The sequence below is a fragment of the Sulfuricella denitrificans skB26 genome (assembly GCF_000297055.2).
Classification (GTDB): Bacteria; Pseudomonadota; Gammaproteobacteria; order Burkholderiales; family Sulfuricellaceae; genus Sulfuricella; species Sulfuricella denitrificans.
This window is the reverse complement of record NC_022357.1, coordinates 494,195-509,531: the sequence shown is the minus strand read 5'-3', so window position 1 is coordinate 509,531 and position 15,337 is coordinate 494,195. Positions and strand designations below refer to the sequence as shown.

Sequence of the window (15,337 nt, the reverse complement as noted above, 5' to 3'; positions counted from 1 at the left end):
TTAACAAGGATACCAACATGACCAGTGCACCGCCTAATACTCTGATCCTCGCCACACTCGACCACTTGAGCCGCTTCGCCCCGTTTGACCGGATGGAGCGCGAGCATCTGATATGGCTGGCAGAGCGGCTTTCCCTGGGCTACTACGCCAAGGGCGAGGTGATTGCCTCACCCGAACAGGGCGAGGTGTCTCACTTCCTCATCATCAAGCAGGGCGTGGTTCAGGGCGAGCAGGATGTGGTTCGCGCCCAGGAAGATGCCGCCTGGCTGGAACTCCACGAGGGCGAGTGCTTTCCCCTTGGCGCTCTGCTCTCCAAACGCCCCGTCACCAGCCTGTACCGCGCGAGTGAGGATGTATTCTGCTACGAGCTCTCCGCCGAGGATTTTCTCGCCCTGACCCATAAGAGCGAAGCGTTCCACGACTTCTGCACGCGCCGTATCGCGAATCTCCTGGAGCAATCCAAGCACATCATCCAGGCCCAATATTCCCAGTCCAGTGCCGAGCAGCAATCCATGTCCAGCCCTCTCTCTGCCATCATACGGCGTGAACCCATCGCCTGCGACCCGCAAACACCGCTACGCGAAGTTCTGGAATCCATGAACCGTCACAGCATCGGCTCTATGATCGCCGTTGATGCCAACCATAAACCGGTGGGTATTTTTACCCTCCACGATGTGCTCTCCCGAGTCACTCTGCCTGGGCTAAGCCTGGACATGCCGCTTGCGAAAGTCATGAGCCCTGATCCCTTTACGCTGCCTCCTCACGCGCTGGTCCACGAGGCCGCGCTGGCGATGGCTAAACACGGCTTCAGACACATCCTGATGGTAGAAAACGGGCGACTCAAGGGCCTGATATCCGAGAAGGACCTGTTCAGCCTGCAAAGAGTAGGTCTGCGTCAAGTCAGCAGCGCTATCCGCAACGCGGAGCGGCCAGAATGCCTGCAGCAATCGGCGCGGGACATCCGTGAGCTGGCCCATAACATGCTGGCCCAGGGGGTTGCCGCCGAACAGCTGACCCAGATCATCTCCACCTTGAACGATCTGCTCACCAACCGCATCATCGAACTGGAACTGCGCGAAAACCCGGTAGGCGATATCGAATTCTGCTGGCTGGCGCTCGGCTCCGAAGGCCGCCTCGAACAGACCCTGAACACCGACCAGGACAATGGCCTCATCTTCAGTGTGCCGGCGGGCAGCAGCGCCGAAGAAGTGCGTGCCCGTCTGCTGCCATTTGCCAAGCGCATCAACAACTCACTGGACGCATGCGGTTTTCCTCTGTGCAAAGGCGAGGTCATGGCGTCGAATCCAAAATGGTGCCTCTCCCTCGACGAATGGAAGAATACCTTCGACAAATGGATCTATCACGGCGCGCCGATGGACCTCCTCCACTCCACTATTTTCTTCGACTTCCGCCCCCTGTTCGGTGCAGAACATCTGGCCATAGAGCTACGCGAATGGTTGAGCATCGAGGCACGCAAGAACACCCGATTTCTGCACCAATTGGCAGTCAATGCCATGAAAAACCGGCCACCGCTGGGTATGGTGCGTGATTTTGTCATCGGCGAGGGTCATACCCTCGACCTCAAGCTCAACGGCATCACTCCCTTCGTCGATGCCGCCCGCATTTTCAGCCTGGCGCACGGCATCACGGCCACTAACACCCTGCAGCGACTGCGCGAGATCGCCGAGCCCCTCAACATCAAACCCCATGACGCCGAGGCCTACGGCGACGCTTTCCTGTTTATCCAGCTCCTGCGTTTGCGCCTGCACCACGAGCAGACCGAAGGTGGTGAAAGTCTGACCAACAAAGTGAATCCAGACAGCCTTAACAATCTGGATCAGCGCATTCTGAAAGAAGCTTTTCGCCAGGCGCGCAAGTTGCAGACCAAGCTGGGGCTTGATTACCAGGTATGAGCCTGCTAAAACAGATGTTCGGTGCGAAGCCTCAGCTTACTGCCAGCCAGGAGGATCGCCTGCGAGCCTGGCGGGACCAACCCGAACCGGACACTCGGCTTCCTTTCGATACCAGTCGACTGGTTGTAGTCGATGTCGAGACGAGTGGCCTCAACGTACGCAAGGACCACCTTATCGCCATCGGCGCTGTAACGGTAGTAAACGGCAAGATCATTTTGGCCGACAGCCTGGATATCGTCTTGCAACAAAGCCAGGTCAGCGGCAAGGACAACATCCTGATTCACGGCATTGGCGGCGAAGCCCAACGCCAGGGCATGCATCCAGCAGATGCCCTGCTCGCATTTCTGGAGTTTCTGGGCAAGTCCCCGCTCATCGCCTTCCACGTCGAATTCGACCAGAGCATGATAGGCCGAGCCATGAAAGCGCACCTCGGATTTCGATTCGAACATACATGGGCCGACCTGGCCTACGTTGCACCGACCCTCTACCCGCAGCTGGCACGCCGATATCGCTCGCTCGACCAGTGGATGGAATTATTCGGCATCGGCAACTACGCTCGTCATAGCGCCCTGGCTGACGCCCTGGCCACTGCCGAACTATTGCTTGCCCTGCGACCTCAGCTGGAAGCACGACAGACCATGAGCTTCCAGGGCCTGCGCGATCTTGAACGTGAACGACGGCTTCAAACTCACCCGGTCTGATAACTGATTCGTGCAACAAAAAACCCCGCCGAAGCGGGGTTTTTTGCATTCTGGAGCAGTTAACTTCAGTGCTGCGCCTGGGCAGCGCGAGCGCCACGTGGGTAGCGGATTCCTTCCACTAGATGCTGGATATGCTCCGGGCAGGCAGGGGTCATCTTCATCACTATATATGCCATGACGAAGTTGAGGATCATGCCAATCACGCCAATGCCTTCTGGCGAGATGCCGAACAGCCACTGGCTGTCAGGCACCTTGTCCATGCCCAGCAGCACATCGCGCTTGAAGTAGACGATGTAGGTCATGGTGAAGATCAGACCGGTAAGCATGCCGGCAATGGCGCCACCCCGGTTCATCGTTTTGCTGAAAATGCCCATCACGATGGTCGGGAACAGCGAAGCGCAGGCAAGGCCGAAGGCGAAGGCCACCACCTGGGCGACAAAACCCGGCGGATTGTAGCCCAGGTAACCGGCCACACACACCGCGACGGCGGCGGCAATACGCCCTGCCATCAACTCGCCCTTCTCGGAGATGCCCTTGGCGAACACACTCTTGAGCAGGTCATGCGAGATGGAAGACGAGATCACCAGCAACAGACCGGCGGCAGTGGACAGAGCGGCGGCAATACCACCGGCGGCGATCAGGGCGATCACCCAGTTAGGCAAGCCGGCAATCTCTGGGTTGGCCAGCACCATGATGTCGCGGTCGACCGTGCCATCGAACTTGCCCTTCTTGTCAGAGCCCAGCTCGTTGCCTTTCCAGCCGGCAGCCTCGACCTTGGCCAGGAAAGCAGGGTCCTTGCTCTTCTCGTTGTAGTACTGGATGCGACCGTCGCCGTTCTTGTCTTCCCACTTGATCAGACCGGTCTTCTCCCAGCGCTTCATCCACTCGGGACGAGTTTCGCCCTGAATGCTCGACTCGGGGGCGAAGACATCGCCACCTGTAGCGACAGCGGTATTCACCGTAGCGTGCAGATTGTAGCGGGCCATGGCGCCGACTGCGGGGGCAGTGGTGTAAAGTATGGCGATGAAGACCAGGGCCCAACCGGCGGAAAGACGGGCGTCATGCACCGTAGGTACCGTGAAGAAACGCACGATCACGTGCGGCAGACCGGCCGTACCCGCCATCAGGGCCAGAGTGATACAGAACACGTCGATCATGCTCTTGTTGCCCGAGGTATAGGCGGCAAAACCCAGATCGGTCACGGTCTGGTTCAGCTTATCCAGGAAGTACATGTCTCCCGTGTGACCGCCCAGACCTAACTGGGGCAGCGGGTTGCCGGCGATCTGTAGAGAAATGAACACCGCCGGAATCGTGTAGGCGAAGATCAGCACGATGTATTGCGCCACCTGGGTATAGGTGATGCCCTTCATGCCACCGAGCACGGCGTAGAAGAACACCAGGCCCATACCGATGATCAGGCCAGTCGTGATATCCACTTCGAGGAAGCGGGAGAACACGATACCGACGCCGCGCATCTGGCCGGCAACATAGGTGAAGGAGATGAAGATCAGACAGATCACTGCCACGATCCGTGCCGTCTGGGAATAATAACGGTCGCCGATGAACTGGGGCACGGTGAACTTGCCAAACTTGCGCAAGTACGGAGCTAACAGCACGGCCAGCAGCACGTAACCACCGGTCCATCCCATCAGGTAGACGGAACCGCCATAACCGAGGAAGGCAATCAGGCCGGCCATGGAGATGAATGACGCGGCAGACATCCAGTCGGCGCCGGTTGCCATGCCGTTGATAATCGGATGCACGTTACCGCCGGCAACGTAGAATTCCTTGGTGGTTCCGGCACGCGCCCAGATGGCGATGCCGATGTAGAGGGCAAAGGAGAGTCCCACTACGATAAATGTCAGAGTTTTAAGTTCCATGTTTTTTCCCCTTTAGTCTTCGTGGACGTCATGTTCGCGGTCGATCTTGTCCATACGCTTGGCGTACCAGAAAATCAGGCCAACGAAGACAAAGATGGAACCCTGCTGGGCGAACCAGAAGCCGAGCGGATAACCTCCGAGGTGGATGCCATCCAGCGCATCGCGGAACAGGATGCCGGCACCAAATGAAACGAGGAACCAAATGATTAAGGTTATAACAAGAAGCTTCAGTGTGGCGCTCCAATACGCCTTGGGATCAAAGCCTTGCGGGTTCGACATTTTTTCTCTCTCCTGAAATGAAGTGAACTTTGGTTAATTTTTTATCACCCATCTTGCTCTACTGCTACTGCTTCTACTGCTTCTACTGCAAACTTGCGCGAATGAGTTTACACCAAATTCTGCCAATGGAACTATCGTTATTTGGCAGCCATCAACCACTTGTATTATATAGGTCATATAGATAACACTTGAAATTCGCCGCGCGATTTGAGGAAGCTGCTCTGCAGAAGGTCAAAAATGAATATATATCTTGTTGTTTTTACCCGAATGTTGCGCAAACAGATTAGAAAACCAAGCCGAAGCTGTATGGCGTAGAGCCGGACCCCTTAGCTTGACTGGAGCAAAGTAGCTGGCCTGCCCTCAGCTAGCCGGACACGGCAATTTCAGGGAGATAAGCGCTTTGCCCGCTGGGAAGCCAGTTGCAACAAAAAGTAATAAGTCCACAGCACAAAGGCCGCCAGACCCATCCATGTGGTCAACTCCAGCCCCAGCAGCAAAACCGAGACCCCCACCCCCAGCAAACCGACCCCACAAAAAACATTTACCGCCAGGACGGTCGTAGCCCAAGTCCTGCCATCACCGATTTTCCTGCCGCGCCAGTCGGCTACGTAGCGATCATCCTTGCGCACAGCGATGGCCCATACACGGAAAAGCATTCCACCGGCCATGAGAAAAATACCCAAAAACATCAGGCGCGCCAGCCACATAAACCATACTTCCATCCGTCCACCTCCAGAATAATTTTTTACTTTCTATCCACATAATGGCGCGCTTCATCACGCCACGCCTCATTCTCGACCGGCACATGCTGCTGCTGAGAGATTTTTTCGCTGTTCTTGCTGATTACGCTGACGTTCGTCAAACGCCATTCCGTACCCTGCTCGGTTTGATCTGTCAGGCAGGGTACGCTACTGCCAGTTCCGTGCCCTTGATGCGGTCATAGTAACGAGCCCGGTACAGCAAACGTCGACTGCTCTCATCGTCGCTAAATGCGGTGCGGTCATGTAGCACGTTGTTGCAGATCAGGCCCATGCCCGGCTCCAGGCGACCGCGGAAAATATAGGGCGAATCACTGTTCAATAACTCATCGAGGAAGGCGACGGCAGCTTCCACCAAGGGCGTCTTTTTCCAGCTGATGCTCCGCGTTCTGGCAGTGTAGCGCATATGCAGATCACCGCTGGTCGGGTGCAGGGAAAACACCGGGCCGGTTTGGTCCGGCCGTGCAATGCCGTCATCATCCATGCGCGCGGGGATGGTCATGACATCCGGCTCCATCAGGGCGCGAATGTAATCAGGGTTGGCATCGCGCAGCAGAATGTAAGCGATTTCATGATCCATCAAACCATTGGATCCGCCGCTGGCCGCGCTGCTCACACAGTGCAGCTGCACCGCCCAGATCTTGCGCTCGGGCGGATTGTAATAGCCGTCGGTGTGCCACTTGATCGGACGGTCGGTATACGGAATGTAATGCTGACGCTCGCCACTGGCATGCACGGCGATCGAGGTGATGCCGTCGTCATCGGCAAGCAGATTACGGTCGAGGCGCTCCAGACCGAATTGCAGGCCCAGCTGGCGTGCAACTTCCTTGTCGGCTTCCTGCCCCACCTTGCTGACGTGTAGCGCCATGTTGGTCTTGCGACACAGCGCCAGAATGGCCTCATGTTCGGATCGGGTCAGGTGGCGCGGATCGTTGACCTGCACCACCAGATCAGCGAAGCTGGCCGGGTAGTTTTCCAGCTTGAGACTGCGCCAGCTCTGGTAGTCGACATCGTTGTCGAGTCCGAAGGGATTGAAGCGGGGATGGCTCATGAAAAACCTCGAATGGCGTGTATCCTGTCTGCCGAGGAGTATACCCACCTTTGCCGGAGCGATAAAGAAACGCCAGGCCAGCCAGCAGTGCTGGCCGGCAACAGGCGCGACGCCAACTTTGGCTATTTCCCACTCCAGGTTGTCACCGGCCTGATGGTCTGGCCAGCGCGCCTGGATCGGCATCTCAGGGCAGGAAAGCCGTCACCGCAGCCCATCCAGCGAGCCCGATCAGCAACACCGCCCACAGCACCCGCTTTGATGAAATCGCCTCTTCGCTGCTCCCGATCTTGTAACCGTTGATCATGCTACGCACCAGGTTCTCGCGGTGAAGCAATCCGCTCACTACAACGCCGGCCACGTGAAATCCAACCACGGCGAGCATGGTGCTGGCCAGAAATTCGTGGAACTCCTCCATCCATTCGCCACCAAGCTCATTATAAAACGCCCAGCCACTACCTGCTGAAGCGAATCCAAGCAGGATCAGCAGATAGATCGCGTAGCTGCCTGCCGGATTGTGGCCGACCCAGTGGCTCTTCCCGCCGCGCAGCAACCCGGCGAGATAATCCAGCGCCTGCCGCGGCGAAAACAGAAACGAGCTGAAGCGCGCGTAACGCGTACCGGCGATGCCCCAGAATAATCGAAAAGCCAGAACGGCCACCATCGTATAGCCGGCTGCAACGTGAACCAGGCGGAAAGTTTCACTCTCACCGGTTAACCAGGCCACGGCGAAGCTCGCCACCAGCAGCCAGTGGCCGACCCGTGTCGGCAGGTCCCAAACCAGTATCTTGTTCATGATATCTTCTCCTTATTCCCAGCGCCGCCCGTCAGGCATGCGGATGCTGTGCTCCGACCAGTCGCCGCGCTCGGCGGTCACATGGCAGGCAGTGCAATTGGCGCGGCTTTTAACCTTGGCATGCGTCCAAACCGAATTCGACACCTCGCGGTGCTCGCGCTGAAACCACGCCGTATCGGTGATGCGCTGCGTGTTCGCGCTGTACCTCTGATCGCGCGCCGCATAGCGCTCGAGGAAGGCCAGTATTTCGGCGCCTTCCTTCGCATCCAATGTAGCGTTGGCACCAAAGTGGCTATCCAGTCCTTTCATCATCTGCCGCCAGTTTGCCGCCGTCAGCAGTTGGGGTGGATAAGCCATGTGACAGCTGCCGCACTCGGTCTGCCATAGGGGGTTGCCGGGCACTGCAAGCTTGCGGCCATCGGCCAGCGCTGAAGACGAGAGTGCAATCAAAAGAATGGCAATGAATATTTTCATATCTGGCTCCCTTTACTGACAAATTGAATAAAATCGGCTTTTTCCGCCGCGCTGCACTCGCGTCCGACCACTTCCTTGCAATTGCGCCCGAACCATTTCTCGACTTTGGCCAAATTGGTAAAGCGTTTCGGGTTTACGGCGGGAGAAAGCGGGGCGATGCGCTTGCTGGTCACCACATGCTTGCCTTCCGCCGTGGGCTGATCGCTATGGCAGGTCGCGCAACTCGGCATGGTTTTCGACACCCCCCATTTGCGCATGAACAAACTTTGACCGCGCTCCGCTGAAGGGGCAAAACCCGGCGTGGCACGCGCGGCCTCGGCAGTGTAGCCGGTAATCAGGCTAGATGGAGTTTCCGCGTAGGCGACGCCAGCGCCTACAATAAACAGAATGGCGACGCCGATTTTCTTTGCAGTCATAATACAATCTCCTTTATCCAACAAACAGTTCCGATGTGCTTTTCCTGAGGCTCGGAACAGAGTGTGAACCAGGAGTCTTAACCGATGCTTAATGTTGTGAAGGTCGCGCGATGAGAGTTCTGCTGGTCGAGGATGACACCTTGCTCGGTGACGGCATCCAGAAAAGCCTCGGCCATCTGGGTTTCACCGTTGACTGGCTGCGCGATGGACGGCAAGCCGTGCATGCGCTGGCGAGCGAGACTTACGCCGCGGTCGTGCTTGACCTCGGATTGCCGCAGCTCGACGGTCTTACCGTGCTGCGTTCGGCGCGAGAAACCGGATTGCAGACCCCCGTCCTGATCCTGACCGCCCGCGACGAAAAATCGGACAAGCTCAAGGGATTCAGCCTGGGCGCGGACGATTACGTGGTCAAGCCGGTCGACATGGAAGAACTGGCGGCGCGGCTGCACGCACTGATCCGGCGTTCCGGCGGCCACGCCACGGCACGCCTGGGCATCGGCGCCATCGAGATCGACCCCGCGGCGCACCAGGCATGGCGCGAGGGTCAGCCGGTCGAACTCTCAGCCAGAGAGTTCGCCATTCTCGAGCTACTGATGCGAAACGCCGGCCGCGTCCTCACCCGTATGCAACTCGAAGAGAGCCTTTACGGCTGGGGCGACAGCGTCGAAAGCAACACCATCGAGGTATTCATCCACCATCTGCGCAAAAAACTGGGCGCCGATTTCATCCGCACCCTGCGCGGCATCGGCTATAGCGTGGAGCGGCAGGCATGAATTTCAGCAACCTTTCTTTGCAAGCGCGCCTGGTTGCCCTGATGCTGGCTGCGGTGACCCTGTTCGGCGTGCTGGCGGGTTATGAAAGTTACAAGAATGCGCTCCACGAGGTGGACGAAATTTTTGATGCCCAGCTCGCCCAGCTGGGCCAGACCCTGCTTGCGGTTGCCTCCCACGCAGATGACGACGAAACAAAAAACACTGGCCAGGCCGTGCACAAATATCAGCAAACCATCGCATTCCAGGTATGGGCTACCGAAGAGGGTTCTCCCCGCCTTATTCTGCACTCCGGCACTGCGCCGGCGGCGCTTCCCGCCCCGCTTCCGCCGGAAGGCTACAGCGAAGGGCAGTGGCAGGGAAAACAGTGGCGCTTTTACCGGCAGCGCGACACGCGCCGCAATATCGAGGTGATGGTCGGACAGACAGGCATGGCCCGCAACGAACTGGCTCGCGAAGTGGCCTGGCACAACGTGGCGCCCTTCCTGTTCGGGATTCCTCTGCTGGCCTTTGCGGCATTGATGGCGATCAGCTTCGGCCTGCGCCCCCTGCGTAAACTGGCTCAGGAACTGAACCTGCGCTCGCCGGAACGGCTGGACCCGATCCACCTTGAAGATACCCCGAAGGAAATCAAACCGGTCCTCGATGCGCTCAGCCAACTACTCACCCGCGTCGCCGCAACGCTGGAGAACGAGCGGCGCTTTACCAGCGACGCCGCACACGAACTGCGCACCCCGCTTGCCGCATTACGGGCGCAAGTGCAGGCAGCCATGCTGACCGAGAACTCTGCGGAGCGCCTGGAAAGCCTGCATAAGGCATTGCAGGGCATGGACCGGATGAGCCATCTGGTAGGGCAGTTGCTGACACTGGCACGGCTTGATGAGCTTTCCGCCTCAACTCACCTCGAGCCGGTAGACCTTGCCGCAGTGACCCGCGAATGTTGCGCAGAACTGGGACCCGAGGCGCTTGCCAGAAATATCGAACTGGAACTGGCCGCAGAAGACAGAGCGCCCATTTCAGGCTCGCCCGACCTTCTGCACGTGCTGGTGCGCAATCTGCTAGACAACGCCATCCGTTATACGCCCGTAGGGGGGCATATAGACGTGGCGATACAGGCCTTGAATAATTCAACTCATCAACTTGAAGTCTGCGATAGCGGCCCCGGCGTGCCGGATGAGCAACTCACCCAGCTGGGTCAGCGCTTTAGCCGCTTCAGCCCGACCCAGGTTGAGGGTGTCGGGCTGGGATTATCCATCGCTCTGCGTATTGCGGAAATTCACCAGGCCCGCATTGCCTTCTCCCGTGCTACGACGGCTGGCGGACTCCGGGTGAGCGCCGAATTCCCGCCCCCTTCCCATTAATCATTGCAACTTGGGCAAACAGGCGCGAGGCAATCTGTTCTTGACTAATCCCGGGTTTAAGGCTTTAATAGCGCGCTTTGGTTTTGCTGGTTTGATCTTTCATTCTGAGTAAAATCAGTTCTGCTTAAGTAGCATGGCCCGGTAGCTCAGTCGGTAGAGCAGAGGATTGAAAATCCTTGTGTCGGTGGTTCGATTCCGCCCCGGGCCACCAGATATTCAACAAAAACGGCAACCAGTTTGGTTGCCGTTTTTGTTTTGGACGAGACAAAATCCGCGTGTCGGCAAATGTCCGCCCAGCCCTTACGTGGCCATCCATCCGGCGCACGTACTTCTCTTTAGAAGAGGCCGGTTACTCAGTCGATCTCTCCTCTGAAAAAAATACAATTGGCAACATCCAGTACAATGTTTTACCCCGCCCGTTTGATTATGGCGACAAGTATCGATAAGCCTGAATGGAGTTCGGATCAATGACTGATTTGGCAATTCACTTTTCCGGTTTTTTTATTATCGTCACTGCCCTGGGTATCGGCGCGCAATGGCTGGCCTGGCGCTTTCGACTCCCCGCCATACTCCTGCTTGCGATAGCCGGCCTTGCGGCAGGACCCGGGCTAGGATTGATTCGGCCCAGTGAACAGCTTGGCGCCATGCTTAACCCTCTTGTTGGGTTAATGGTGTCTATTATCCTGTTTGAGGGGGGAATGAATCTCCGCTTTCATGAGCTCAGGGAAGCCGGACCAGGCGTTAGGCGGCTGGGCACCGCGGGCGTTGCAATCACTTTTTTTCTGGGGAGTATTGCTGCCTATTATGTTGGTGGCCTTTCCTGGCCGGTAGCAATGCTTTTTGGCGCCATCATCGTTGTCACGGGGCCGACGGTCATCATGCCTTTGCTCCGCCAGGCAAGACTCAAGCAGCGCCCTGCCTCATTGCTCAAATGGGAGGGAATTATCAACGACCCGACAGGCGCGTTGCTGGCGGTTCTGGTGTTCGAGTATTTTCTGTATTTTGGGTCCGACGCTGCGATTCTCCAGGTGCTGAGTGGATTAGCAGCCGCCCTCACAGCCGCAATAACACTGGGAGTAGGCGGCGGCTATTTATTAGGCAAGGCATTCAGCCGGGACGATGTGCCTGAGTTTCTGAAAGCGCCGGTTACGCTCGCCTTTGTCCTGCTTTGCTACGGCCTTGCCAACCTGGCCCAGCATGAGGCCGGCCTGCTTGCGACTACCCTGCTGGGGATGACCATAGGTAACATGCAGTTGCGCAGCATCGAAGAGTTAAGACGGCTCAAGGAGTATGTCTCCATCCTGCTGGTATCCGGCATTTTTGTCATCCTGACGGCGAATCTGGACCCTCACATACTGACCCGGCTTGACTGGCGTAGCGGTGTGCTGCTCGCCCTCGTCGTGTTCGCGATACGGCCGGTCTCCGTCCTGCTATCCACCGTGGGGCTCGGTATGAACTGGCGGGAGCGCGTCCTTCTTGCCTGGATTGCTCCGCGCGGGGTCGTTGCGGTCACTGTGGCCGGAGTGTTCGCCGCAAGCGCGGACGCGCAAGGTTACGCGGGGGCCGACCTCCTGCTTCCCTTGATCGTGTCCCTCGTCTTGCTTACCGTCATCCTGCATGGCTCGACTATCGGTTGGCTCGCGCGCCGACTGGGGTTGGCTTCGGCAAATCAGAACGGCATCCTTATTGTTGGCGCTTCAAACTGGAGCACCGATCTCGCCATCCAGCTCAAAGAAATGAATATCTCGGTGCTGATTGCCGATTCCAGATGGCACAACCTGAACGAGGCCCGTCTGTCCGGTATTCGCACCCACTATGGGGAAATTCTCTCGGAACACGCCGAAATGGCACTTGAACTCAACGACATGGGATTCCTGCTGGCCACTACTGCCAACGATGCCTACAACGCTTTGGTCTGCTCGCGATTTGCTCCAGAATTCGGGAGCAATCAAGTATTCCAGCTTCCCATGCATGATACCGCTGAGGCGCAGGAGAAAAAGAGCATCAAGCTTGCTCACCGTGGCGTAATCGCCTTGCGGCCAATGGCAACCAAGGAAGAATTGGAACGCCGGAACTACCGCAACTGGAAGTTCAAAAAAACGCACTTTACGCAGACGTACTCTTACGAAAATCATCTTCAGATAGAGCCTGAAGAAGCCCTGCCGACACTAATGTTGCGTCCAGACGGAACGGTTTTATTCTATTCCGAGCAATTCCCGTTAAAACCGGTAGATGGCGACATTCTGCTGAGTTATGTGCCGCCGGTTCAGGAGAAAGCAGCAAAGCCATCCGAGCAAGCCCAGTGAACGCAGGACGATCCCATCGTATCGCCCCTTGCAACAACGCCAGTGGGTTGATGTCCAATTCGCATAACAAATCGAACGCGGTTTTCTGTTACAATTTGACGTTATCAATCAGATTGACGCAGGTTTACGGCAAACCGCGTGGCGGCACCGCAAGAATTGCTGAAACCCCCGTGTCGGCGGTTTGGTTCCCTTTTAGAACCACCTCCCACCGTCTTTTCGGTCAATTTCCCGGCTAGTTGCCAAGACCGCAGCGAAAAGTGCACAATTGAACCATGCAGTTATTCACCCTCGGAATCAATCACCAAACCGCTCCCCTGGCAGTTCGCGAACAGGTCGCCTTCCACGCTGAAACACTGGAACAGGCACTGCACGACTTGGTCGACCACCGCCAGGTTAAAGAGGCGGCGATTCTTTCCACCTGCAACCGCACTGAAATTTACTGCAACACCGACAGCCCGCAGCAAACCATCGAATGGCTGGCAAATTTCCACCACATCAAGAAGCAGGCCATCGAGCCGCACCTCTATACTTTGCCTCAGAACGAAGCGGTCAAGCACGCCTTCCGCGTCGCCAGCGGACTGGATTCGATGGTGCTGGGCGAGACCCAGATTCTCGGCCAGTTGAAGCAGGCGGTGAACACCGCCGAGCGCGCCGGCACGCTGGGCACGTTGCTGCACAAGCTGTTCCAGCGCACCTTCTCGGTTGCCAAGGAAGTCCGCACCCAGACCGAGATCGGCGCTAACAGCGTGTCCATGGCCGCCGCCGCGGTGCGCCTGGCGGAACGCATCTTCCCCTCGATAAAAGATCAGAACGTACTGTTCATCGGCGCGGGCGAGATGATCGAATTATGCGCCAACCATTTCGCGGCACAGCACCCCAAGCATATTACCGTCGCCAACCGCACCCTGGAGCGCGCCAGCGCGCTGGCCCTGCGGCTGGGCGGCAGCGCCATCACCCTGAACGAACTGCCGGACCACCTCGCCACCCACGACATCATCGTCACCTCCACCGCCAGCCCCCTGCCGATTCTGGGCAAAGGTCTGGTCGAGCGCGTCATCAAGCAGCGCAAGCACCGACCGATATTCATGGTGGACCTTGCGGTGCCGCGCGACATCGAGGCCGAAGTCGGCGAACTGGACGACGTGTTCCTCTACACCGTGGACGACCTCGCCCAAGTGATCGAGGCCGGCATTGGCAATCGACAGCTGGCCGCCCAGGAAGCCGAGGCGATTATCGAGGTTCAGGTGGAAGACTTCATGCACTGGATGGATACGCGCAGCGTCGTGCCCACCATCCGCGCCCTGCGCGACCATGCTGAACGGCAGCGCCGCCACGAGCTGGAACGCGCCCAGCGCCTGCTCGACAAGGGAGAAGACCCGCGCGAAGTGCTCGAACAGATGAGCCGGGCGCTGGCCAACAAATTCCTGCACGACTCCAGCCACGCCCTCAACCACGCCAGCGGAGAAGACCGCGCCCAGCTCGAAGCGCTGCTGCGCCGTCTGCATCACATACACCCCGAATAATTTAGAAGATTCCCATTGAAACCCTCTATCCAATCCAAGCTCGACCAGCTTGCCGAACGCCTGGTTGAACTCACCCAGCGACTGAGCAGCAACGACGCCACGTCGGACATGGATAACTATCGCCGCCTGACCCGCGAGCATGCTGAAATCACCCCGGTGGTCGAGCTCTACCAACGCTTCCAGCAAGCCGAACAGGATCTGAAAACCGCCCAGGAAATGCTGGCCGATCCGGAGATGAAGGCATTTGCAGAGGACGAGGCAAACAGCGCCAAAGAGCAACTCGCGCAGATCGAAATTGACCTGCAAAAGCTGCTGCTGCCGAAGGACCCCAACGACGAACGCAATATTTTCCTGGAAATCCGTGCCGGCACCGGTGGCGACGAATCGGCCCTGTTCTCGGGCGATCTGTTCCGCATGTATGCGCGCTACGCCGAAAGGCAGCGCTGGAATGTGGAAATCCTGTCGGAAAGCTCGGGCGAGATGGGCGGTTACAAGGAAATCATCGCCAAGATAGTCGGCCAGGGCGCCTATTCAAAACTCAAGTTCGAGTCCGGTGGCCACCGTGTGCAGCGCGTACCGGCGACCGAAACCCAGGGCCGGATTCACACTTCGGCCTGTACCGTCGCCATCATGCCGGAAGCGGACGAACTGGCGGAAGTTAACCTCAACCCTGCCGACCTCCGGATCGACACTTACCGTGCTTCGGGTGCCGGCGGCCAGCACATCAACAAGACCGATTCGGCGGTGCGCATTACTCACCTGCCTACCGGCATCGTGGTCGAGTGCCAGGACGACCGCTCGCAGCATAAGAACAAGTCGCAGGCGATGTCGGTGCTGGCGGCACGCATCATGGACGGGCAACTGCGCGAACGCCAGTCCAAGGAAGCCGCCACTCGCAAATCGCTGATCGGCAGCGGCGACCGCTCCGAACGCATCCGCACCTATAACTTCCCGCAGGGGCGCATCACCGACCACCGCATCAACCTTACCCTGTACAAGATCGACCAGATCATGGACGGCGACCTGGATGAACTGGTCGGCGCGCTGATGTCCGAGCACCAGGCGGAGCAACTGGCCTCCCTGGGTGGGGAAGAATAGCAGGCACTCAACAC

The 15,337-nt window shown here is 57.9% G+C and carries 14 protein-coding genes and 1 tRNA gene; 8 read left to right on the top strand and 7 right to left on the bottom strand.

Annotated elements, in window-relative coordinates:
- Positions 1-17 precede the first annotated feature (17 nt).
- Both SCD_RS02390 and SCD_RS02385 read left to right on the top strand, forming a co-directional pair.
- Positions 18-1,913: a DUF294 nucleotidyltransferase-like domain-containing protein gene (locus SCD_RS02390; protein ID WP_021035756.1), complete on the top strand. Its 1,896-nt coding sequence runs from the start codon at positions 18-20 to the stop codon at positions 1,911-1,913.
- Positions 1,910-2,614: a 3'-5' exonuclease gene (locus SCD_RS02385; RefSeq protein ID WP_009206726.1), complete on the top strand. Its 705-nt coding sequence runs from the start codon at positions 1,910-1,912 to the stop codon at positions 2,612-2,614. The genes SCD_RS02390 and SCD_RS02385 overlap by 4 nt, the downstream gene beginning before the upstream one ends.
- Before the next feature lie 65 nt (positions 2,615-2,679).
- Here the strand turns inward: SCD_RS02385 and SCD_RS02380 are convergent, their stop codons facing one another.
- From SCD_RS02380 to SCD_RS02350, 7 genes are all read right to left on the bottom strand, one after another.
- Positions 2,680-4,494 carry a sodium:solute symporter family protein gene (locus tag SCD_RS02380; protein ID WP_009206727.1) on the bottom strand — a complete coding sequence of 605 codons (1,815 nt, stop codon included), beginning with the start codon at positions 4,492-4,494 and terminating at the stop codon, positions 2,680-2,682.
- 12 nt (positions 4,495-4,506) lie between these two features.
- On the bottom strand, positions 4,507-4,773 hold the full coding sequence (locus SCD_RS02375) for a DUF4212 domain-containing protein (protein WP_009206728.1): 267 nt from the start codon (positions 4,771-4,773) through the stop codon (positions 4,507-4,509).
- Positions 4,774-5,156: 383 nt separating this feature from the next.
- Entirely contained in the window at positions 5,157-5,495 is a 339-nt protein-coding gene (locus SCD_RS02370; RefSeq protein WP_009206729.1) for a hypothetical protein, read from the bottom strand.
- A gap of 172 nt (positions 5,496-5,667) precedes the next feature.
- Positions 5,668-6,765, bottom strand: a complete 1,098-nt coding sequence (locus SCD_RS02365) for a TauD/TfdA family dioxygenase (protein WP_009206730.1) — start codon at positions 6,763-6,765, stop codon at positions 5,668-5,670.
- 1 nt (position 6,766) lies between these two features.
- The gene (locus SCD_RS02360) at positions 6,767-7,375 is read right to left on the bottom strand and encodes a cytochrome b/b6 domain-containing protein (RefSeq protein ID WP_009206731.1); all 609 of its coding nucleotides are present in this window, start codon (positions 7,373-7,375) and stop codon (positions 6,767-6,769) included.
- Between the two features lie 12 nt (positions 7,376-7,387).
- Positions 7,388-7,849 (bottom strand): diheme cytochrome c, encoded by a 462-nt coding sequence (locus SCD_RS02355; protein ID WP_009206732.1) that lies wholly within the window; start codon positions 7,847-7,849, stop codon positions 7,388-7,390.
- Entirely contained in the window at positions 7,846-8,265 is a 420-nt protein-coding gene (locus tag SCD_RS02350; RefSeq protein ID WP_009206733.1) for a DUF1924 domain-containing protein, read from the bottom strand. The genes SCD_RS02355 and SCD_RS02350 overlap by 4 nt, the downstream gene beginning before the upstream one ends.
- Before the next feature lie 110 nt (positions 8,266-8,375).
- On the opposite strand from SCD_RS02350, the gene SCD_RS02345 reads away from it, so the two are divergent.
- From SCD_RS02345 to prfA, 6 genes are all read left to right on the top strand, one after another.
- Entirely contained in the window at positions 8,376-9,038 is a 663-nt protein-coding gene (locus SCD_RS02345; RefSeq protein ID WP_009206734.1) for a response regulator, read from the top strand.
- A complete protein-coding gene (locus SCD_RS02340) occupies positions 9,035-10,396 on the top strand; it encodes an ATP-binding protein (RefSeq protein ID WP_009206735.1) in 1,362 nt (453 codons plus the stop codon). Before SCD_RS02345 ends, SCD_RS02340 begins: the two co-directional genes overlap by 4 nt.
- A gap of 135 nt (positions 10,397-10,531) precedes the next feature.
- A tRNA-Phe gene (locus tag SCD_RS02335) sits at positions 10,532-10,607 on the top strand.
- Positions 10,608-10,863: 256 nt separating this feature from the next.
- On the top strand, positions 10,864-12,702 hold the full coding sequence (locus tag SCD_RS02330) for a cation:proton antiporter (RefSeq protein WP_009206736.1): 1,839 nt from the start codon (positions 10,864-10,866) through the stop codon (positions 12,700-12,702).
- Positions 12,703-12,974: 272 nt separating this feature from the next.
- Positions 12,975-14,225: a glutamyl-tRNA reductase gene (hemA, locus tag SCD_RS02325; protein ID WP_009206737.1), complete on the top strand. Its 1,251-nt coding sequence runs from the start codon at positions 12,975-12,977 to the stop codon at positions 14,223-14,225.
- A 15-nt stretch (positions 14,226-14,240) separates the two neighbouring features.
- Positions 14,241-15,323: a peptide chain release factor 1 gene (prfA, locus tag SCD_RS02320; protein WP_009206738.1), complete on the top strand. Its 1,083-nt coding sequence runs from the start codon at positions 14,241-14,243 to the stop codon at positions 15,321-15,323.
- The last annotated feature ends 14 nt before the right edge of the window (positions 15,324-15,337 follow it).